Genomic DNA, 22,908 nt, shown 5'->3' with positions numbered 1-22,908 from the left:
CTATGAGCCGGCCCTCTTTCCATATTTGCTGATTTTTCCTGTTGCCGGATTAATAATCAATCGACTATTTTCCTATCTTGCAATTCAATTATACCGGTCTTGATTCTTCATCACCGGAAACCAGTTAACCAATTGTTATCCTTAACCTAAAGAATATGTCGTCTGATCGCAGAAAATTTATAAAACAGCTTGGCAGTACCATAGTGCTTACTTCTGCCTCTCTTTCCGGTTTTGCAGCTATTGAAGATCACGAAAGAAGGCTGCTGCAGGCCCAAAAACGATACAGCTCAAATGATAAGATAAGGATAGCCACGATAGGGATGGGGATAATGGGGTTTAATGATACCAATGCTGCCCTAACCTGCCCCGGCGTAGAGTTAGTTGGCGTATGCGACCTTTACCAGGGCCGTTTACAACGCGCTAAAGAACTTTATGGTAAAGATATTTTTACCACCAATGATTACCACCAGGTGCTTGACCGAAAGGATGTTGATGCGGTGATTATTGCAGCCAGCGATAATTGGCACAGCACCATAGCTATTGATGCCATGCACAAAGGAAAGGCTGTTTACAGTGAAAAGCCGATGGTGCATTATTTAAGCGAAGGCCTGGGCGAGATAAAAGCCCAGCAGGAAACCAAAGCCGTTTTCCAGGTGGGAAGCCAGCGCGTGAGCAGTATTGCTTTTCAAAAAGCGAAAGAATTATACCAGGCCGGTGCCATAGGGCAGATCAACTCTATCGAGGCTTCGTTTAACAGGCAGAGTGCGCTTGGCGCATGGCAATACACTATTCCGCTTGATGCCGGCCCGCAAACTGTTGACTGGAGCAGGTTCCAGGCAAATGAAAAAACAAAGTTACCCTATGACAGCAACCGGTTTTTCAGGTGGCGCAATTACCGCGAATATGGTACGGGCGTTGCAGGTGATCTTTTTGTGCATTTGTTAACGGGAATCCACTTTATAACAAATTCCAAAGGGCCTGATAAGATATACGCCATTGGCGGCACCTACTTTTGGAAAGACGGCAGAAATGTGCCTGATGTAATGACAGCTATTATAGAATATCCCGAAACAAAAGAGCATCCTGCTTTCCAGGCCAACCTGCGGGTAAACTTTATCAGCGGCGAAGGTGATCGTTCTTCTACCAAGATCATCGGGTCTGAAGGGGTGATCAACCTGGAAGACGACCAGGGTTTTACCATCCATAAAAATAAAATGCCGGTTGCGCCCGGGATAGGCGGCTGGGATTCGCTTTCAACTTTTCCTGAAGCCATGCAAAAAACGCTGATGGATAATTATAACTCAAAGTATTCGGCGGCTGACCAGAAAACGCCTGTTATCCCGGGTGTAACCTATAACTCTCCGCAAGGTTATAATTCTTCGAACGATCATTTCGCCAATTTTATGGATGCTATTCGTACCGGCAAACCCGTTGTGGAAGACGCTGTATTTGGTTTCCGGGCAGCTGCACCTGCGCTGGCCTGCAACGAAAGCTATTTCCAGAATAAAGTGATTCACTGGGATGCCGAAAATATGAAACTGGTTTAAAGGGAAAGAATAACGGTTGAAGATTTGGGTCAATAATCATTTCCCGGATCTTCAATTTTTTCTGTAACTAAGGCCGTCCTCCTATTTTATTGATGATGAATTTTCTGCCGAACAGGCCGGCGGCTATAAATAGCTTTTGGTAGCTATGTTATCAGGATCAAAAAATCAATAATTTATCAAATCGCTATAGCATTAGCAATAACGATGCTAAGGGGCATCCCGCAGCAATAATTTATTAAATAATTATGGTCGTTAGATTCGGTACAATCAAAATTGCTCATTAATTATATTAACTAAATAATAGTTACAAACTATTGCCTGAAAACGGCCTGTGGAAATCTGCTTAAAAAAAGCACATGAAAAATATTCCACAAAGCGCTGCCGGCCAATTCCCGGTTTGAGTAATTTGGGGATTTTATCATGAGGTTGGTTAAAAACAAATTAATGTTGGCGTTTAAACTCAGCTACCGCTTTTACGTGTATATTTAGTGCTTAAAATTGCACCTAATAAATATGAATAAACTTTACGCAGCAATAGCCTGTTCTTTCTTGTTGCTGTGCTTCGCTCCTAAAGCTTCCGGGCAGCAAATTCCTGTTAATGACACTAAAAAAAAGGATCTTGCCAATCTTTCAGCCCGGTCAAACAGTTCGTTTATTATTAACCATACCAGCGCATTGGCGCTTGCTAAAAAAAATGGCTGGCTTATAAAAAGGAAGACTAAAAACGGTGGAATTATTTCACTGCAGGGGGTTAACAGCCTCGGCTTCCCGGTTTACCTGAAGACTGACAACAATACCACCGCTGCCGCAACAACAAATACCAATACCGTTCAGCCCGGTGGCATCACAGGTTTAAACCTTTCGGGATCGGGAACGGCTGTCAATAATAAACTGGCCATTTGGGATGGCGGCTCAGTTTATAAGGGGCATCAGGAATTTGCCGGTAAAACCATAACATTGCACGATTCTTCAAGCGGAGTAATTGACCATGCCACCCACGTATCCGGTACCATGATAGCCAAAGGGGTATATGCGCCGGCAAAAGGTATGGCCTTTAACGCCGCGACCTTACAATCGTATGATTTTGATAACGACGTAGCAGAAATGAGTGCCGCGGCATCAGGATTATTGCTTTCAAACCATTCTTACGGCGATGCCGCGGGGTGGTATTTTAACGACTTTGCAAACCATTGGGAATGGTACGGACTACCCGGCGATAGTGTGGATTATAACTTTGGTTTTTACGGACAGCGCACACAGGACTGGGATAAAATAGCATTTAACGCACCTTATTACTTAATAGTGGAGTCGGCCGGTAATAGCCGGGCAGATAACGGCCCCGCCGTAGGGCAGGATTATTACGGGTATCAGAGTAAAGCCAACCAAACCCTGGTTGACAAGGGCCCGCGGCCAGCCGGTATAAGCAGCAATAACGGGTACGACATTATTTCTACCACGGGTAATGCAAAAAATATTTTAACCGTAGGCGCTATAAACCCTCTGCCAAACGGCCCGGCAAATGCAAGCGATATCTCCATTTCATACTTCAGCAGCTACGGCCCAACTGATGACGGGCGCATTAAGCCTGATATAGTGGGCGATGGTGTGGATGTATTATCAACGGGCAGCAGCAGCAGTACATCCTATTTAACACTGTCCGGAACCTCCATGTCGGCACCCAATATAACAGGTTCGTTATATTTATTGCAGGAATATTATGCGCAGCAAAATGGCGGCAAATTTATGCGGGCAGCAACCCTTAAGGGGTTAGCCTGCCACACCGCTTTTGATGCGGGGAACGCCGGACCAGATTATATTTATGGATGGGGTTTGCTCAACATGAGCAAAGCAGCGCAGGCTATAACTGATAACAATGGCAAAAGCCTGGTAAAAGAAAGTACGCTGCAGCAGGGGCAAAAGCAAACATTTAACGTAATAGCTTCAGGCAATGGCACACTGGCCGTAACCATATCATGGACGGACCCTGCAGGGACTCCTACTGCCGAGGGTACTATTAATAGCCGGATACCGAAACTGGTAAATGACCTGGACTTAAGAGTGGGCGATGGCACAACCACTTTCAACCCCTGGACGCTCGATCCTTTGCACCCATCGGCATTAGCAAAAACAGGTGATAATATATTAGATAATATTGAACAGGTTTATATTCCGGGTGCAGTGCCGGGTATGGCTTATACCATAACGGTGTCGCACAAAGGAACTTTGCAGGGCGGCTCGCAGGATTTTTCACTGATAGCAACTGGTGTAGGCGGAAGCGCCTACTGTGTGTCGAACCCTTTATCAACCGCCGACTCGAAAATTAACAAACTAGCCCTGGCCAATTTGAACTATACCGCGCCTGTAGGCTGTACCGGCTATTCCAACCATACTGACATTACCGTTAGCCTTGAGCAAGGCAAAACTTATCCGTTAACTATTACCCTGGGTACCTGCGGCTCAAATTTCAATAAGGCGGCAAAGGTTTACATTGACTGGAATGGCAATGGCGTTTTTGATGCGAATGAACTGGCAGCAACTACCGGTATTATTAATGCCACTGGCACTTATACAGCAAATATAAGTGTGCCTGTAACCGTAGTGCCGGATAACTACAGCCTGATGCGCGTAGTGCTTGGCGAAACGAACGATACCGCGGCCATTAAGCCCTGCGGCACATATGCCAAAGGCGAAACCCAGGATTATAAGGTGCAGTTTTTGCAAACAGGTACAGATGCCGGGGTAACAGCAATTGTTAGTCCGGCCGCCACAGGTGCATGCCCGGCAGCTACCCAAATTACCGTAAGTTTAAAAAACTTTGGGCGGCTGGCTATCAGCAATATCCCGGTTTTGGTAACAGTTACTGCTCCTGATAATACTATAACAACCTTAAATGAAACTTACGCCGGTACCCTGCAACCGCTGGAGCAGGAAGATTTTATCCTTAACAGCCCGTTTAATGCAATAGCGGGATCGACGTATAAAATTACAGCAGCCACCAACCTGGCGAACGATGCAGTAAGCGCCAATAACCAGGTGACCGAAACGGTAACCATCAGCGTGCCACCGGTACCATCGACACTAACGGCATACTATTGTGCAGACAGCAAGCAATACCAGGTTGCCGGCACAGGCGATGGGGAGTTGCTTTGGTACCGGAATATTAATGATGCTGTCCCGGTTGCTTACGGCACACCTGCATCCATTGCGCAGGCGCCTGTTAACAGTACTTATTATGCCGGCCTTAATGATTTTACAGGGAGCATTGGCCCTGTTACAAAAAATGTATTTACAGGTGGCGGCTACAACCAGTTTACGCCATACGTTAGTGTAAGTACAAAAATCCCTGTGATTATTGAAAGTGCGCGTTTGTATATTGGCAATGCAGGTAAAATTACTTTTACCGTTGCCGATGCCAGTGGCCGTGCGATATCATCAACCACTATAAATGCTGCAGCCACCCGCACCACGCCATTGGCGGGTCCCCAGCCTGATGATCCTAACGACCAGGGTGCGGTTTACAACCTTAACCTGTTGCTGCCTGCCGCGGGAAATTATACCATAAACGTAACTTATGATAACACGGCAACTATCTACCGCAACAATGCCGGCGTAGCCGGTTATCCTTTTACTATTGGCAATATCTTCAGTATTACTGGGAATAACGCTACGTCAGGCACTGACACGGCGGCTTATAAAGGGTACTACTATTATTTGTACGATATTAAAGTAAAAAGTGCAGGCTGTACTTCGGCGGTAAGGGTGCCCGTGGTGGTTAGTAAACCTGTCATCAGCCAAAACGGAACCACCTTAAACTCAAGTATAGGGGCAAATAACCAGTGGTACTTAAATGGAAAAGCAATAGCCGGGGCAACGGGCGCAAACTATACCCCTGTGCAAAGTGGCAATTACCAGGTAGCACTGATTTTTGACGGGTGTACGGTATTTTCTGATAACTATGTTTATATCATTACTTCAGACAACACAGGCAACAAAACCGATATAGGTTTGATAACCTTCCCTGTGCCCGCCAGTACGCAGTTAAATGTTTTGTTTGCAGCTAAAAACAACGCCGACCTTACTCTTTCAATTATAAATGCTGCCGGGCAGGTAGTTTACAAAAGACTGCAGGCTATTGTTGCAGGTAACTTTAGCACGATAGCCGATGTTACCAACCTTCCGCCGGGAAACTATATCTTAAAAGTGCAGTTGGGGCAAAAGGTTTACAATACTAAAATTATTATTTTGAGGTAAGGGAGAGACTCCTTGAGTATGTAAGTTAAAAAAGTCCGAAAAGAAAAGCAAAATGCTGATTACCTTCCGGACTTTTTTTAATTTACTATTAAAAAGTGTACTTGATTCCAAGACCGGGGGCGATATCAAAAAACGGCCCGGTTGCCAGTTCTGCCCTTGGGTTAAGATCAAGACTTACTGCTATTGGTGATTGCGGGATCACGTATTCTAACCCTAATACGCCGTCGACACCAAGCAAAATGTGGCTGTTGTTGTAATATTGATCATCGCCGTTAAACCGGCGGTAAAGTCCGCTGCCGATAGCGCCTATATGCGCACCGGCACCATAGTAAAATTTCAGTTCCTTTACGCCGAAAGCCTCCTGGTGAATTTCGTATAAACCGGTTATCACTACACCATGCGACCGGAAGCCTAACAGCCCTTCGAGCGCAACATCATTCGTGGTAAAATATTTGGCAGAGATGCCGTTTTCATAGCCGCCAAATTTTAACCCTACGGCAGTTTTATATTCCTGGGCATTTGAGCGGCTGCTTATAAGTAAAAATGAAGCGAGGATAAATGAACATACAAGTAATTTTTTCATTTCGATAAATAATTTTCAAGGGTTTACGCAATTATTATCCGGATAATAACCGGATAATATTACAGATATGTAAAAGCAGATAACGGCAAAACGAGTATTTTATTGGTATTACATGGAAGTGTTGGTATAAACACTATAACAAGGAGCTGATTTTCAAGTGAAAATAAATCACATATATTTTACCGGGTTTATATAAATAATATTTGCAAGCCTGAATCAACGCTGCTGCTGTTTAAATAAAGCGGCATCTTCACTTTTTAAATCTAAATATGATAAATTAGTCCGATTAATTTTTTGAATGATATGACCTTCCCCTACAACTTGAAGAAAGTTACTTTACTGGCGCTTAACACAGTTTTATTACAGTATGCATTTGCGCAGGAGCAGTCACCAAAAAAAGCTGACGGTCCTTACCGTAATGGAATGGTGGTATGTGCAACCCCGGAGGGTTCAAAGGCAGGGCTGGATATCCTGAAAAAAGGAGGTAACGCTGTTGATGCTGCTGTTGCCGTGCAGTTTGCACTGGCCGTAACCCACCCTGAAGCCGGGAATATAGGTGGTGGCGGTTTCATGGTGTACCGGTCATCAAAAGGTAAAACCAAAACACTTGATTTTAGAGAGAAGGCACCGAATGCAGCCAGCGAGAATATGTATTTGGATAGTGCGGGGAACGTAATCCCGGACATGAGCCTTTATACTCACCAGGCTTCAGGGGTACCCGGATCTGTTGACGGGATGGTTTCTGCATACAAAAAATATGGTACGCTTAAGTGGGAGGATCTTGTACAGCCGGCAATTGACCTTGCACATAACGGATTTAAAATAACAGCCCGACTTGCCCGCTCCCTTAACCGCGAGGCAACCCAGTTTAAGAAGTTAAATCCCGGTAAAACCTATCTGCTTAAAGACAGTGAATGGAAAGAAGGCGACGTGCTGGTGCAGGAGGACCTTGCAAAAACGCTTGAGCTGATCCGCGATAAAGGGCGGAAGGGGTTTTATGACGGTAAAGTTGCGGATGAGTTGGTAAAGGAAATGAATAACGGAAAGGGCATTATTTCGAAGGCTGATCTGAAGAAATATCATTCTGTATGGCGCAAGGCTATCACGGGAAGCTATAAAGGCTATAAAATTATTACTATGCCGCCGCCATCGAGCGGGGGAATAGCGCTGCTGCAATTACTGCACGCAGTTGAGAATTATCCCTTACATCGCTGGGGATATAACCGGGACTCGACTGTGCAGCTGATTGTTGAGGCCGAACGCCGCGTGTATGCCGACCGTTCAAAGTATTTGGGCGACCCTGATTTTTATAAGGTACCGGTTGACAGCTTACTAAAACCAGCGTACATAAAATTGCGAATGAGTAATTTTAGCTGGGACGCCGCCACACCCAGCAGCGCTATCCAGCCAGGATCATTTGTGGGTTACGAGAGCGATCAAACCACCCACTTTTCTATTGTTGACCGAGAAGGTAATTCAGTAGCCATTACTACCACGCTGAACGACTCCTTCGGATCAAAGATATTTGTTGCCGGGGCCGGCTTTTTACTGAATAACGAAATGGATGATTTTAGCTCAAAGCCCGGCGTTCCCAATATGTTCGGGCTTGTTGGCGGTAAGGCTAACAGCATACAGCCCGGCAAAAGGATGCTGTCGTCAATGACGCCTACCATCATCGAAAAAAACGGGAAGTTGTTTATGGTGGTGGGTACGCCCGGTGGGTCAACCATTATCACTTCGGTATTTCAAACTATTTTAAATGTAATTGAGTTTGACCAGGATATGCAGACCGCTGTTACCTCGAAACGTTTTCATCACCAATGGTTACCTGACCAGATGAATATTGAGCGAAATGCTTTCGATGCTGCAACTGTGGAAAAGCTCCAGAAAAAGGGATATAAAATAATAAACGGCGGTGTCGGCGGCAGGGTAGATGCTATCTTAATAAAAGATGGCTATTACGAGGGTGGTGCTGATCCTCGCGGGGATGATGCCAAATTAGGATGGTAGGTGAATTTTAGTTGATAGTCCGGCACAAACGATTGACAAACAAAGCGTAAGCCTGCGAATTGTTAAGCATATAAAAGATACAAACCATGGTGTGTGTACCATGGCTTAATGACACAAACTATGAGCAACCAGATAAAACACCAGGAAACTATTGATTATTTTTTGAAGATAGTTTGGCAAACTGTAGCCAACCGGTATAACCAGGTGGTTACAGAGTTTGGTATCACGCAATCTATCGGTTATTTGCTCATCAATATTGATGAAAAAGAGGGGACTACAGTTTCGCAGGTTGCGGCGTTGCTGGGCTTAAAATCAACCAGCCTTTCCAGGATGCTGGCCCAGCTGGAAAAATCGGGCTTGATCTACCGCGAATCAAATGAGGGCGACAAGCGCTCGGTTAAGATCTACCTGACACCGCTCGGCAAAGAAAAGCGCCACCAGGCCCGGGTGATCGGAAAAAAATTCAATAACTACCTTAACGACCACATTAGCGAAAATGACAGGGAATACCTGATTAAAATGTTGAAAAAGGTAAATCAGCTTACGTTGAACTTTAAACCCGACGAATAACCCATTTATCAAGATGAAAAAAAATATCCTTTATGGCATTATTGGCAGTCTTTTAATGATGATGACCGCTGCGGGTGCAATGGGGCAGGATAAATTAGTAGCAGCAGAAGTGGCGCTCGGCGTTAAAAAGATCAGCCTTGGCAAGCCGGATCAATTTACGCCGTACGGGTTTTGTGATGAAGCACCGATGAAGGGTGCAATGGAACAGTTGCCCGCTGCAAAGCTTCCTTTTAACATTAATGATATTAATATCAGCATTACAGGCAGGGGAGTAGTTGTTGAAGTCCCCCTGTCAGACACGGAACAGCTGTATGGATTCGGATTGCAGATAGGTTCATTTAACCAAAACAGGTTAAGGAAAAAACCTATCGTTAATGATAATCCATTAAATGACCTGGGATATACCCACGCCCCCATGGCGTTTTATATTTCAAACAAAGGGTATGGAATATTGATCAATACGGCCAGGTATACCACCTTTTATTGCGGCACAACTGATAAACTCACCAATAGGCAACCAATGGTAAGCAAAGACAAAAATGGCAACTCGGTTGAGGAACTTTATAAAAACGACGGTAAAGCCGGCAGCAGCGTTACGGTAGACATTCCAGGGGCCAAAGGGATAGAGATATATGTTTTTGAAGGCCCTGAATTACTGAACGTTTTGCAGCGCTATAACTTATTTTCAGGCGGCGGCGCGTTGCCTGCTATATGGGGGCTGGGCGTTAAATACCGGGTTAAGGCTGATTTTAACCAGCAACGGGTTACACAAATGGCGTCGTATTTCAGAACCAGCCAAATTCCCTGTGATGTGCTTGGGCTTGAGCCTAAATGGCAAACAGCTGCTTATTCCTGCTCCTACGTATGGAATAATACGCTATTTCCTTCTCCCAATTTGTTAATTAACAGTATGCGTCAACTCGGGTTCCACATCAATTTATGGGAGCATGCCTTTGTATCGCCTAAATCGCCTTTATATGAGCCGCTAAAAACCAAAGCCGGTGACTATTTGGTATGGAACGGCCTGGTACCTGATTTTGCAGATCCGGCTGCATCAAAAATGTTTGGTGATTACCATAAAGAAACTTTTATTAAGCAGGGCATAGCCGGGTTTAAAATGGATGAATGCGATAACTCCAACCTGGCAACGGGAACCTCCAATTGGAGCTTTCCGGAACATAGCAGCTTCCCATCGGGGATAGATGGTGAGCAGATGCACCAGGTTTTTGGAATTGTTTACCAAAAGGCCATTTATAAAGTTTATAAAGAACTCAACATGCGTACCTTTCTTGATGTAAGGGCTTCTAACGCATTTGCTTCCTCGTACCCTGCGGCATTATACAGCGATACTTATGTTCACCAGGAATATATTCGGATGATTGTTAATTCCGGGTTCTCGGGGTTGATCTGGTCGCCCGAAGTGAGGGAATCAAATTCTGTTAAAGATTTGATGCGCCGAACTCAAACGGCTGTTCTGTCAGCTCAAACATTATTCAACTCCTGGTACCTGGAACACCCGCCCTGGCTGCAAATTAACAGGGACAAAAACAATAAGAATGAGCTGATGCCCGATGCTAACAAGGTGGAAGCAAATATCCGCACCTTGCTGAATTTCAGGATGAGCCTGGTACCGTATCTTTATAATGCTTTTGCTGATTACCGGTTAAAAGGGATTCCGCCGTTCAGAGCGCTTGTTGTTGATTATCCAAACGACAAAAAAACCTACAATATTTCTGACGAATACCTTATTGGCCAGGGAATTCTTGCTGCGCCATTAACGGAAGATGCCGACGAACGAAAGGTTTACCTTCCGGCAGGCGACTGGTATGATTTTAATAATAATAAAAAGTACGAGGGCGGCAGGGAATACACCATAAAAACCGGGTTAACAGAATTACCCATTTTTATTAAATCCGGTACTATTTTGCCATTGGCTAAACCTGTTGACCATATAGCGCAGGATACCCAATTTCAAATCACTTGCGTGGTATATGGCGCCAACCCGGTAAACACTACGCTTTTTGAGGATGATGGCATTACTTTCAATTATCAAAAAGGTGGTTTTAATGTTGTGAATTTATCCTGGGTAAACAACAAGGGAAAGGTAAAAAGAACGGGAGATTTTAAACAGGTAAGGTACCGGGTAACTGACTGGAAGTTTGTTTTATAGGCGGTACTGTTATTCAATTTATTCTGAACACATAATCACAAGGCCGCCACACGTTTATTACAAAAACCGCGTTATTCAGTAGCAAAAACGTATCTGGTAACGTAGGGATTTAGCAGCACTTTGCTAATTAATTGTTAAAAAGTGTTAAGCTGCCGTTTTTGAATTATAAAAGAATAAATTTGCCGATTGAAACACAAGATGCCGGTTTGCGGCGATGCGCGTAAGGATAATGGCAAATGAACTGAATGAATGATAGGATGAACAGAATACTGTTATTTTTTTTGTTTTTATGTGTTTGTTTTGCCGGTTGTTCAAAAACGAACGATGTGCCTGCGCAAATTAGGGCCCAGCTTGCAATTGATGATAAGCTGATAGCCGATTACTTGCAAACTAACGGACTTAGTTCAAAGGCAACGGTTATTGATTCGGCAGGGGTTTCAACGGGGATCCGTTATATAATTGATACGCTTGGCTCAGGTAACGACCTTTACACAAGCTCAACACAAATTACGGTGGGATATAACGCAATATTGTTAACCACGGGTAAAGTGGTTGTATCAACAGATCAGTTTCATCCCTCGTATATATTGGGGCAAACCATAAGGGGATGGCAGTTTGGGGTGCCCAAGGTAAAAAAAGGTGGTACCATTACCCTCTATTTGCCGTCGCACTATGCCTACGGGCCGTTTGCGCAGCCAACATTAGGGTTGCCGGCAAATGCATTGCTTATTTTTAAAATAAAAGTTTACGATATAACCAACTAACAAAAAAGGATCAGCACATTATATTATAAAGGTATAAAAGGTGCAACGAGGGCTGAATTAGCCTCACAAACAACAAATAACAAATGAGACAAAAAATTTTTACCCTTCTTTTAATTTCTGCAATAGGTTTAGTATCATGCCGGAAAGATAAAATTGAGCAGAATATTAAACAATATGATGACAGCCAGATCCAGAGTTACATTAGCGCAAACGGGTTAACCGGGATGAAAAGGGATACTTCGGGCGGCGATACCACAGGGACCTACTATAAAATAATATTACCGGGCAATATTCAGCCTAACGAAACCAAGCTTACCCCGGTTGATTATCCTGACCAGGTAGCGCTTGTGTTCACCCTGCGTTCAATGGATGGCAAATACGTATCAAGCGATACCATTTCAAACCATATTGACGACTACCTTGGGCACCTTACATCTGACGGGTTGCCATACGGATTAGAACTGGCCATTAAGAATATTGTGAAATATAAAGGTGCAAGTGCGCGCCTTCTTATTCCATCGCACCTGGCTTATGGTGTTAACGGTTACGGTTCAGGAAGTTCTTCAAATGCAAATACTAAAATTGCCGGTAACCAGAGCCTTGATTACTATGTGCACATTATTGACAATTTTAAAACTTATGATGATCAGGTAATTAAAAATAATTGGGACATCTCAACCTACACCAGGAAAGAAAGTGTATTATTACCGGGTAATTTTTATTACTACAAGATATTAACCCCAGGAACAGGCACCAGTGTAATTACATCAGCGAGTTCTTTTACATCTACCTACACAGGGGCATTACTTAATGGAACTGTATTTGATGGCTCTAATAATGGAGATAATGTAGCAACATTAACTGTATCATCATTGGTACAGGGGGTTCAGGAAGCATTGGAACAAAATATTGTAGCAGGTACAAAAATTTCGATGATCATACCGTCAACCTTAGGTTATGGCAACGGTTCGGCCGGTACAATACCTATTAATAGTGTGCTGAGGTTTACCTTTGTAATTGGTACCGTAACGCCATAACTATTTTGCGAGGGCTTCTTTAAAAGCCGCTAAACAACGGTCGCGGGCAAAAGCGTGGTCAATAATGGGTTTTGGATACTTGCTGAAGTCAGCATATTCCGGAACCCATTTTTTTACGTATTCAAGTTTTGCATCAAATTTTTTAAGCTGCGATTCAGGGTTGAAGATCCTAAAGTATGGCGCTGCGTCGGTGCCGGATCCGGCAGACCATTGCCAGCCGCCTACATTGCTTGCCATTTCATAATCCAGCAGTTTGCGCGCAAAATAACGCTCGCCCCAGCGCCAGTCGATCAGCAGGTGTTTGCTTAAAAAACTGGCCACCACCATGCGTACGCGGTTATGCATATATCCGGTTGTATTCAATTCGCGCATTCCGGCGTCCACCAGCGGGTACCCTGTTTCGCCTTTGCACCAGGCTTCAAATTGCTTTTCGTTATTTTCCCATTTTATCCGGTCATACTCCGGTCTGAAAGCATGATCGGCGGTGTGCGGAAAATGATATAAGATCATCATGTAAAACTCGCGCCATACCAGTTCGTTCAGCCATGTTTTTTCAGTAAATGAGTTTACGGCAGCTGCCAGTTCGCGGATGCTTACTGTACCAAATCTTAAATGCAGGCCTATATGCGTGGTGCCTTTTATGGCCGGGAAGTCCCTTTTTTCGGCGTAATGCGCAATCAGTTCTTTGTAGTGTATTTTTGGAAACTCCAGTCCGCTTATTTCAAAGCCCATCTGTTTTAACGACGGGAGATAAAGCGCTTTGGTTTGGTAAAAGTTTTTTAGGTACTTTTTATTTGGATACGCTTTTAAGTAAAACGGGGTGAGTTTTTGATACCACTTGCGCATATAAGGGGTGTAAACGGTATAAGGCTTACCATCGTCCTTAATTACCTCATCCCGCTCAAAAATTACCTGGTCCTTATAGGTGTTGAAGGCGATGCCATGTTTTTCCAGCTGTGCTGCTATGGCTTCATCCCTTACTTTAGCATAAGGCTCATAGTCGTGATTGGTATAAACGGCGGCAATTTTGTATTCTTCAACCAGCTTTTTCCATGCGTTTTCAGGTTTATCAAATAATACCAGCAAGCCGCTGCCTTGTTCTCTCAGTTCTGCGTCAATAGCCGTAACGGTTTCGTGGATAAAGGTTACCCGGGCATCATCTTTATCTTTCAATTGGTCCAGGATCGCGGGGTCAAAAATAAAAACAGGTAAGACCGGGTCGCCGCTTTTGAGGGCGTAATATAAGCCAGCATTATCATCAAGGCGAAGATCGCGCCTGAACCAGAATATTGAAACCGGGGTTTGTTTATCCATAAATTTCTTTCAAAGCGAGGCCAATTTCAGGGTATTTAAATTTAAAGCCCGCATCCTCAATTTTTTGTGCCGATACTTTAGTGCTGCCTAACACAATAGTGCTCATTTCGCCCATCAGTAGTTTTAAAACAAATGCAGGCACATTTGGCGCCCATAAGGGTTTATGCAACTGTTTTGCAATGGCCTGTGTAAGTTGTTTATTGGTAACAGGGTTAGGGGCTACCATGTTATATATTCCTTCAAATTTTTCATTTTCAATGGCAAGCAGGTATATGTCCACAACATCCTGCCAATGGATCCAGGGCACCCATTGCCTGCCGCTGCCCAGCGGCGAACCAACGTAAAGCTTAACAGGCACCTCCATTTGTTTTAAGGCACCACCGTTGTCCAGCACCACGCCGGTTCTGAATTTTACTATTCGCAGGCCCAATTGCAGGCCTTCATCAACGGCATCTTCCCACTCAATGCAGCATTTACCCATAAAATCGGTATTGGGGGCACTCTCCTCCGTCATTAATTCATCGCCGCGATCACTATAATAACCAATGGCAGAGGCCGACACCACTGCGTTAACATGGTGTTTTTTGGTTTTAAGTAATTGATATACCAGGCCGATGGACTTGGTCCGGCTGTCGATGATCTGTTTTTTTCGCTCGTCTGTCCACCGCCCGTCGGCAATGCCAGCCCCGGCCAAATGAACTACCAGATCGGCATCAGCGACACAACGTTCGTCTATTTCGCTCTTGTCAACATTCCATAAATAGGTTGTTACCTGCGGATCGTTACCCGGTTTACGGCTTAAATGGCTTACGCGGTAACCCTTTGCCAGTAATTGTTTAGTAAGGTTGTGACCGATAAGCCCTGTGCCGCCGGTAAGGAGAATGCTTTTTGAGTTCATTGTTGCTGGTTCATAAGTCATAGCGAAAAATAGTAAATAGAACAGCCGTTATTTGTTATCATAGAAAAGTGAAATGCAAGCTGAATGGAGCATGGACTAAAATAGCTGCCGTGAACCATCAACTACCAACTAGATATTCACACTATCCGAAACAACAACTTTGCTGCAAAGTGGTTTTGCCCAATTGTCGGCAAATAGGACGTGGGTTGGGTCCACCTGGTAGGCTTCCTGCGCTTCGGGGCTGTCAAATAAAAGCAGCAGCGAAACGTCGTAAGAGCGGTCAACTACCGAACGAAAAGTCTCCGCAGGCACACCGATATGGATCTCGCGGATATGGGGTATAGGCAGCAACGTGTTTAACCCGTCAATTAATAGTTGTTTATCGGCTTTGTCTTTAAGCCAGAAATGTACGTGGTGAACAAAGGTGTTTTTGAGAAGCATGAGAAATGATATAATTAAAAATAGATGACGCAATTTGGCAATAATTTTCTTATCCGGTATTTTTCTGTCTCGTCAATAGGATTGTTTTCTAAATGTAATTCCTGCAGTTGATAAAGATTTTTAATTTCATCAGGGACCGAGGTGATTTTATTACTGCTCAGATCAAGATAAAGCAGATTATGAAGTGCGCCTATTTCTTTCGGAAGTTTAGTTAGTTTATTAAAATCTACATATAATAAGCGAAGGTTTTGCAACCGACTAATCTTAGAGGTAATTTCATTTACCTGATTAGATGCCAGGGATATTTCCTCAACGTTCCGCAGCCTGGTCAAGGCCACCGGAAAATTGTTGAACTTGTCTGCCATTAGACAAACGGATATGACATTATTAAACTTTGAAAACCCTGATGGCAATGATTTTATCCCTTTATCATAAATATATAGTTTTTCAACTTTTGACGGGTCTTTAATGGCGGATTTAAAATCTTTGAAATCTAGTAGCTTTTCAAATCTTCGGATATAGCCCCAATAGGAGTGGTTAGCCTTGTGTTTAGCAATAAAAGGGTAAGTTTTGTTATCAGTAGAAGTCCAGTTTCCTGAAATTATATCCTTGTCAGCGGCAATCCAACCTGCAAAATTTCCGGTAATTTTGCCAGTATTCGTTTTTTCGGCAAGGGTAATAGTGTTATCTGAATTGATTGTCCCGCTCAAACTTAATGATCCATTCTCTGCTTTGTAATAATATAATCCATTAACCGACAAATTTTTAGCTATAAGGAGGTTTAGGTAGATGGGCACTTTATGGCCGGGATTAATTTCGATATAGCCTTCATAAACGTAAGTGGGGTAAAAATATTTATCCCGCGAGTAAACGGCGTTGGTAACCAGAATGAGAAATGAAAAAAAAGTTAAAATTTTCATATTGCGGAGGCGTTCACCAATTTAACAATATTTGACAATACACTAAAATTTATTAGAAGTTCAAAAATATTACACTGCTTCCTCAAATTTTGTGATCTGCTCGGCCATCCCCTTAAAAATAAAAATATGGAAAGGGAACATTAGCGCCCAATACAACCTGCCCCATAAGCCTTTGGGTCTGAAGGTGGCTATCTGGCTCAAAAAAGTTTCGCCGTGGCGCTCAATTATTTTAAATTCAAGCCAGGCTTCGCCGGGTAATTTCATTTCAGCATACAGCAGGAGGCGCTTGTTCAGTTTATCTGCCAGTAAAACCCGCCAAAAATCAATGGCATCGCCGGGCGAAATATTAATGTTGCTGGTTCGGCCCCTCCTGGAGCCTACACCGCCAGCCACCTTATCCAGGAAACCACGCAGGTTCCAGATCCAGTTCCAATAATACCAGCCACGCTTGCCGCCAATAGCCCACAAATTATTTAAAACCTCCTGCACGTCGCGCTTAAAGGGTGTTTTTACTTTGTATTCAAGTGTGCCGTTTTGAGGGACTTTAAACTGATCCATAAAGCCCGGTTTGAGGTAACCCCGGTTTAGTGCATCTTTCCAGCTGGAGGCAATGGAGTTTTGCTCGATTTTTACAAAAGCAAGTTCAAGTGCTTCTTTATAGGTGAGGCATTTACGCGGTGCTATTTCATCAATAGCGTGGTCTTTAACAATGGTTTCGTTCTTCATGCTGTCCACAAGGCTTTGCGCCAGGGTATAGCTGGTTGAAGTAACAAAATAAAGCCAATAAGATGATATTTTGGGCGACAGGAACGGAAGTGTTATGATATACCTTTTCAGATTTCTTACTTCGGCGTAGGTGAGCATAAGCTGCCTGAACGTTAGGATATCGGGCCCGCCAATGTCGAACGTGCGGTTAAAAGCTTTTTCGTTCAGCAGCACACTTTGCAGGTAAGCCAGTACATCGCGAATGGCAATGGGCTGGCATTTGGTGTTTACCCAGCGTGGTACTGTCATAACCGGTAATTTTTCGGTAAGATCCCTGATAATTTCGAAAGACGAACTGCCTGAGCCTATAATAATTGAAGCCCTCAGCACAGTTAAAGCAGCGTTGCCTTCCAGCAGAATAAATTCAACGTTTCTGCGCGATTTTAAATGTTTCGAAAGGTTATCGTCATTGGTGATACCGCTTAAGTATATTATTTGCCTGCAGTTGGTTTTGTTGAGCGACTTGATGAAGTTACCTGCTGAAGCGGCTTCCAATTCCGGAAACTCTTTGTCCCTGGTGCCTGTCATGGAATGCACCAGGTAATAGGTTGCATCAATATCATCCGGAAACGGCTCGATGCTTTCAGGTTCCAGCAAATCGCCGGTAAGTAGGGTAACGTGATCGCTGTAATCACTATTTTCATGAAAACGGCGCTTGTCGCGTACCAGGCAAACCACGTTATGGCCCTGTTCCAGTAATACCGGGATCAGCCTTGTTCCAATATAACCGTTAGCACCTGCGAGCAATATCTTCATAGTTATTTAACAAGAATTTCGGCACGCTGTTTTTAAAAAGCTATAGCGCCCTCATTTTATTCCCTTTGGCTTCATGGGTAACTTCTGCAAGGCCAAGTTTTTCCATCAATGGCGGGATATATACGCCAAAGCGGCCACGCAGCCCCTTCTTTAATCCGTACCAGCCCCCAATAGGGTTGTTTTCTGATCGTCCCCATGCTTCAACGGTTCCTGCTTTTGCAGGTTTCTGTTCATCAGCGCCGCCAAGGTCCATCCAGTCGCCGTGTTGTTTAAGCATCTGGTGAAGATCGCTAAGGCAGCGGATGTCATAATGCAGTATTGTTTTACCTACAGTGCAAACTAAAACTTCCCGGCCATCCTTTTCATCAACGTGCATGGTATAATCAGAAGACAGTGGCGGGGTTTTAAGCGGCGTGGGGCTTGTCTTGTTTCCTATTTTATCTTTCATAGCGGTTAAATTGGTTTAATAAAGATAAAGAATAAGACCTGAAGGTTTACGCAAAAAAACTAGCTACCACAAATTGCACATTAAAAATCCCTAACCGTGTTTAAGCAAACTGCTCCACAACGTGCGGTTTATAAGTATCCGTTTTAACTTCGGCTTTCAGCTCATGCAATATGTTGTATAACCCAAAATTGGTTCGGTTTACATAAATAAAATGCTTAACGCCGCGTGCCTGTTTAAACTCGGGCATCTTTGAAATCTTTTCGCCAAAGCCATATAGTTCATCAAAAAAATCCGTTTGACTAAAGTCAAAATGATCTGTTATATAGGGCTTGGCAAACAAACCGATCATATGCCTGTACATTTTGTAATAGAATTCAATTTGAGCAGGGGTGTCATTGGCGTGGATCATCTCCAGCTGTCTGAATGCTTTAATGGTTTCTTCCCGGTTATCCATCAAACTGGTGGAGGTGAGTGAAAAGAAGGGATAATAAAAGTCTTCGGGCATTTCTTTAATGCAGCCAAAGTCAATAACACCAAGTTTGTTTTCGGGAGTGATCATGAAGTTGCCGGGGTGCGGGTCGGCATGTACTGCGCGAAGCTCGTGTTGCTGAAAATTATAAAAATCCCAAAGGGCCTGGCCAATGGTATTGCGTAACTCCTGCGATGGATTGGTTTGCAGGAACTCGCGGAGGTGCTTACCCTCCAGCCAATCCATAGTAATGATGCGCTTGCTGGAAAGCTCTGGATAATATTGGGGGAAAACTACATTTGCAAGGCCGGCGCATGCAGTTGAAAATTCGATGGAGCGGCGTACTTCCAACTCGTAATCCGTTTCTTCCAGCAGCCGTTCTTCAACTTCGCGCATATAAATATCCAGTTCCTTTTCACTCATGCCCAGCATCCGGAATGCAAAAGGTTTTACCAGTTTAAGGTCAGATGAAATGGAATCGCCCACGCCGGGATACTGGATCTTAACTGCCAGTGTTTTGCCGTTCAGTTCAGCCTGGTGAACCTGGCCTATTGATGCCGCATTTGATGATCGCACGTTGAACTTATCATAGATCTTATCCGGCGTTTTGCCGAAATATTTCCTGAAGGTTTGCACAATAAGCGGGCCCGAAAGGGGGGGCGCGTTGTACTGCGATTGTGAAAATTTATCGGTGTAAGCCTGGGGTAACAGGTTTTTGTCCATGCTGAGCATTTGGGCCACCTTTAGGGCGCTGCCTTTCAGCTCGCTTAATGATTCGTAAATATCAGATGCATTATCTTCGTTCAGTTCACTCTTATCCATTTCGGGATTAAACAGTTTTTTTGAATAATGCTTGATATAGTTACCACCAATTTTAAAGCCGGTTTTTACAAACTTGGCCGAACGCTGTACTTTGCTGGTGGGGATACTGTTTTGTTCTTTCGGTGTGTTGTCAGTCATTTTGATCTTTCTTAAATAGCAGGGCAAGCTTTTGTACGGTTAGTTCTGAGTAATCATTAATTACCAGGTCAACCGGATGTAGTTCATCTGCCGCAAGTCCTGTAGTAATCGCGACAACTTTCATGCCTGCCGCGTTTGCGGCTTTAATGCCGGCTAATGAATCTTCAAAAACTACGCAATTAACCGGCTCACGGTTTAGTTTTTCAGCGGCTTTTAAAAATATTTGAGGGTCAGGCTTTGGTTTGTCAACCATTGATGAATTTACGATCTCATCAAAATCATCCCGGATGGGTACTGCATTTAGTATAAAGTCGATATCCTCAACCGTTGCTGATGTCGCCATGGCTATTTTTATACCGCTGTTTTTCAGCGCCGTTAAAAAATTCTCCAGGCCATTTACGGGTACTAAATATGGCGCATATAACTCGCGGTAAAGGGACTCTTTTTCTTTTAGTAAACTTTTTAAACCTGCTTCGTCCTTATCAGGGAACAGTACCTTTAAGGTTTCCATAATGGGGACGCCGCTTATTTCGGTGTAATAAGTATGCCTGCTTAATTCGCCTTTACCGTGTTTTTTAAAAAGCGCCTGCCACGATTTAAAATGGTAAGGCGTATTGTCAACAAGAGTGCCGTCCATATCAAATATGGCAGCAAAGGTGTTATTAGTTGCTGCCAAAACCCATCCGCTCTTTTAGTCCGCCGTTTTTGGCCAAAAACTTGCCATACTCAAACAGGTTATCAATAGGTGACCGCTGGAAAAGGTCGAAGGTAACGTTGATGCCTTTTTCAATAGCTTCATCGGTTTTTTCAAAACCTGTTGAATTATCGTTGATCCAGAAGTTTAGCACAAATACCAGCTGTACCCATAAGGCATCTTTATAACGATTGCTGAAAAATTTACGTTCAGAAAGCTCATTAGATTCAAGCCCTTCCAAAATAAGGTCGTTACAGAAATTTTCAAAAACATCTTTCATTCCTGTAAATATTTGTGGGGTGCCGAATGTTTTAGGCTGTTTTTTTACGCTGTAAACAACAAAGCTGCGGCTGCCTTTTAGTAATTCAAAAAAGCTGTAAAAGAATGATAAAGCTTTTTCTCTGGCCGAATACTGGCTCCAAACGTCCTGGCCTTTAATTTCGGAAATTGTTTTCACAGCGAGGCCGGTCCAGATGCTTTGTTCAATGGCATCAAACGATCCGAAGAAACGATAAAATTCCTCTTCGGCCATTTTGTTTTTTTTGGCGAAAACATAAACCGATTTGGGCTGCTGTCCTTCTGTTAATACAAAATCTATATATGCTTTTTGGATGCTCTCAATAGTAGCCATGGTTGATAGGATTAAATATTATGATATAAAAGTATGACAATGCTTTCACTCAAGTGTCATACGTACGTATATAAATAAACGGTTAGATGTAAGGGTTATTACAAATATTCCCAAATGATGCCGCGGATGCCGTTTTATTATAATATATTGACAATGCATTAATTGAAAATGTTTACGTGATGTCAAATATTGGTTACGGCTTTTTGTAACTGGTAAATAAATTGCAAATTTGTAAACTACAAATCAGTTAACCCCTGCTTAACTATGAGTGAAAAAACGATATTGGTGTGGTTTAGAAATGATTTACGGATCCATGATAATGAGATATTATTAGAGGCGGTACGTAAAGCTGATAAAGTGCTCCCGGTATATTGTTTTGACCCTTTTTACTTTAAGCACAATCCTTCGGGCAACCCCAAAACCGGCAATATAAGGACCCGCTTTCTTTTAGAATCCGTGGCTAACCTGCGAAAGAATCTGAAAAGTATTGGGGGCGAACTTATAGTCCGCATAGGCAATCCTGCTGAAATAATACCGGGACTTGCCGAAGAATACCAGGTGAGTGAAGTATATCACCACCGGGAAGTTGCCCACGAAGAAACCGAAATATCTGAGCAGGTAGAAACCGCCCTTTGGAAAATAAAGCTCAATTTAAAGCATTTTATAGGCCATACACTCTATCATAAAGAGGATTTGCCCTTTCCTATTAAAGATATTCCTGATAGCTTTGCCGTATTTAAAAAGAAGGTGGAACGCGATAGCAATGTACGCCAATGTGTGGCTACGCCCGAAAAGGTGGCAGTGCCGGTAATTACAGATGCCGGCGTATTACCCACGTTACAAAAACTGGGCTTAGAACAATTGGTTGACGATATTCGCGCAACTATGAAGTTTAAAGGAGGCGAAGATGAAGCTTTAGCACAACTGCATGATTTCTTCCTAAACAACTGCCATGTTGTTATCGGCAAAAAAGGCAATACGATCAACCTTTCCAAATTGTCGCCCTGGATAGCTTTAGGTTGTATCTCGCTCAGACAGGTATATTGGGAAATTATTAAAAATCAGCAATTAAATAATACGCATTACCCGGGTATGTTGCTTGATCTTTTATGGCGCGACTATTTTAGGTTTATGTTTAAAAAACATGGCCAAAAGTTTATTGCGGTTAAAAACCCTGAGGATGAATCTGCCGATGTTATTGACGGCAACCTGCTTTTTGAAAGCTGGGCACATGGTGAAACCGGTGTTTCACTGGTTGATGCTATTATGCACGAACTGAATGCCACAGGCTATATCAGCAATTACAGCAGGCAAATTGTTGCGGGATTTTTGGTAAATGAGCTTAAGGTTGACTGGAAACTGGGCGCTGCCTACTTTGAAGAAAAACTGATTGATTATTCGCCGGCCAGCAATTGGGGAAACTGGGCATTTATTGCAGGCGTTAATGATGCCCGCGAAAGCCGCTATACCATTGCCGCCCTGCCCACAGCAGAACAAGCTGGGAAAAATGATTATATAGAAACCTGGCTGCCAGCTGTTAACCGGGATGATTACCGGGCGTATGCGGTTAAATAAGCTGGCGTTTGTGTAATAAATAAACTAATTTTTCGTCCAATAGTTATCATGAACTCATTTGAGCAGTTTACGCTTTTTATTGGTGCGCTTGCAATTCTTTTCGAA

Annotated in this window: 18 protein-coding genes; 8 read left to right on the top strand and 10 right to left on the bottom strand. The window is 43.4% G+C overall.

Features of this window, described 5'->3' with window-relative positions; all coding sequences use genetic code 11:
- Positions 1-155 precede the first annotated feature (155 nt).
- Both MuYL_RS18880 and MuYL_RS18875 read left to right on the top strand, forming a co-directional pair.
- A complete protein-coding gene (locus tag MuYL_RS18880) occupies positions 156-1,547 on the top strand; it encodes a Gfo/Idh/MocA family protein (protein WP_094572036.1) in 1,392 nt (463 codons plus the stop codon).
- 513 nt (positions 1,548-2,060) lie between these two features.
- Positions 2,061-5,798, top strand: a complete 3,738-nt coding sequence (locus MuYL_RS18875) for a S8 family serine peptidase (protein WP_094572035.1) — start codon at positions 2,061-2,063, stop codon at positions 5,796-5,798.
- Between the two features lie 88 nt (positions 5,799-5,886).
- On the opposite strand, the gene MuYL_RS18870 is transcribed toward MuYL_RS18875, so the two are convergent.
- Positions 5,887-6,381, bottom strand: a complete 495-nt coding sequence (locus MuYL_RS18870) for a hypothetical protein (RefSeq protein WP_094572034.1) — start codon at positions 6,379-6,381, stop codon at positions 5,887-5,889.
- A gap of 303 nt (positions 6,382-6,684) precedes the next feature.
- On the opposite strand from MuYL_RS18870, the gene ggt reads away from it, so the two are divergent.
- From ggt to MuYL_RS18845, 5 genes are all read left to right on the top strand, one after another.
- Positions 6,685-8,391 (top strand): gamma-glutamyltransferase, encoded by a 1,707-nt coding sequence (ggt, locus tag MuYL_RS18865; RefSeq protein WP_094572033.1) that lies wholly within the window; start codon positions 6,685-6,687, stop codon positions 8,389-8,391.
- Between the two features lie 132 nt (positions 8,392-8,523).
- Positions 8,524-8,961 (top strand): MarR family winged helix-turn-helix transcriptional regulator, encoded by a 438-nt coding sequence (locus MuYL_RS18860; protein ID WP_170309792.1) that lies wholly within the window; start codon positions 8,524-8,526, stop codon positions 8,959-8,961.
- 13 nt (positions 8,962-8,974) lie between these two features.
- Positions 8,975-11,131 (top strand): glycoside hydrolase family 31 protein, encoded by a 2,157-nt coding sequence (locus tag MuYL_RS18855; protein WP_094572031.1) that lies wholly within the window; start codon positions 8,975-8,977, stop codon positions 11,129-11,131.
- Positions 11,132-11,388: 257 nt separating this feature from the next.
- Entirely contained in the window at positions 11,389-11,895 is a 507-nt protein-coding gene (locus tag MuYL_RS18850) for an FKBP-type peptidyl-prolyl cis-trans isomerase (RefSeq protein WP_157740968.1), read from the top strand.
- Positions 11,896-11,978: 83 nt separating this feature from the next.
- The gene (locus MuYL_RS18845) at positions 11,979-12,932 is read left to right on the top strand and encodes an FKBP-type peptidyl-prolyl cis-trans isomerase (RefSeq protein ID WP_094572029.1); all 954 of its coding nucleotides are present in this window, start codon (positions 11,979-11,981) and stop codon (positions 12,930-12,932) included.
- Here MuYL_RS18845 and MuYL_RS18840 read toward each other — a convergent pair whose 3' ends face one another.
- From MuYL_RS18840 to MuYL_RS18800, 9 genes are all read right to left on the bottom strand, one after another.
- A complete protein-coding gene (locus MuYL_RS18840) occupies positions 12,933-14,246 on the bottom strand; it encodes a cryptochrome/photolyase family protein (protein WP_094572028.1) in 1,314 nt (437 codons plus the stop codon). It lies immediately after the preceding gene.
- The gene (locus tag MuYL_RS18835) at positions 14,239-15,144 is read right to left on the bottom strand and encodes a TIGR01777 family oxidoreductase (RefSeq protein WP_094572027.1); all 906 of its coding nucleotides are present in this window, start codon (positions 15,142-15,144) and stop codon (positions 14,239-14,241) included. Before MuYL_RS18835 ends, MuYL_RS18840 begins: the two co-directional genes overlap by 8 nt.
- Positions 15,145-15,273: 129 nt before the next feature.
- Complete coding sequence (locus MuYL_RS18830; RefSeq protein WP_094572026.1) at positions 15,274-15,585, bottom strand: Dabb family protein; 312 nt, start codon at positions 15,583-15,585, stop codon at positions 15,274-15,276.
- 14 nt (positions 15,586-15,599) lie between these two features.
- Positions 15,600-16,505, bottom strand: coding sequence for a leucine-rich repeat domain-containing protein (locus MuYL_RS18825; protein ID WP_094572025.1), 906 nt, complete (start codon positions 16,503-16,505; stop codon positions 15,600-15,602).
- 69 nt (positions 16,506-16,574) lie between these two features.
- Positions 16,575-18,026 (bottom strand): SDR family oxidoreductase, encoded by a 1,452-nt coding sequence (locus MuYL_RS18820; protein WP_094572024.1) that lies wholly within the window; start codon positions 18,024-18,026, stop codon positions 16,575-16,577.
- 40 nt (positions 18,027-18,066) lie between these two features.
- Entirely contained in the window at positions 18,067-18,474 is a 408-nt protein-coding gene (locus tag MuYL_RS18815; protein ID WP_094572023.1) for a DUF6855 family protein, read from the bottom strand.
- Positions 18,475-18,574: 100 nt separating this feature from the next.
- On the bottom strand, positions 18,575-19,903 hold the full coding sequence (locus MuYL_RS18810; RefSeq protein ID WP_094572022.1) for an ABC1 kinase family protein: 1,329 nt from the start codon (positions 19,901-19,903) through the stop codon (positions 18,575-18,577).
- Positions 19,896-20,579 (bottom strand): HAD family hydrolase, encoded by a 684-nt coding sequence (locus MuYL_RS18805; RefSeq protein ID WP_094572021.1) that lies wholly within the window; start codon positions 20,577-20,579, stop codon positions 19,896-19,898. The genes MuYL_RS18810 and MuYL_RS18805 overlap by 8 nt, the downstream gene beginning before the upstream one ends.
- Entirely contained in the window at positions 20,566-21,228 is a 663-nt protein-coding gene (locus MuYL_RS18800; protein WP_094572020.1) for a TetR family transcriptional regulator C-terminal domain-containing protein, read from the bottom strand. Before MuYL_RS18800 ends, MuYL_RS18805 begins: the two co-directional genes overlap by 14 nt.
- Before the next feature lie 264 nt (positions 21,229-21,492).
- Between MuYL_RS18800 and MuYL_RS18795 the strand changes: the two genes are divergently transcribed.
- On the top strand, positions 21,493-22,803 hold the full coding sequence (locus tag MuYL_RS18795) for a DASH family cryptochrome (RefSeq protein WP_094572019.1): 1,311 nt from the start codon (positions 21,493-21,495) through the stop codon (positions 22,801-22,803).
- Positions 22,804-22,908 lie beyond the last annotated feature (105 nt).

This window comes from Mucilaginibacter xinganensis, assembly GCF_002257585.1.
GTDB classification, from domain to species: domain Bacteria; phylum Bacteroidota; class Bacteroidia; order Sphingobacteriales; family Sphingobacteriaceae; genus Mucilaginibacter; species Mucilaginibacter xinganensis.
Note: the sequence above shows the minus strand (reverse complement) of the source record. Positions and strands in the feature narration are given on the sequence as shown.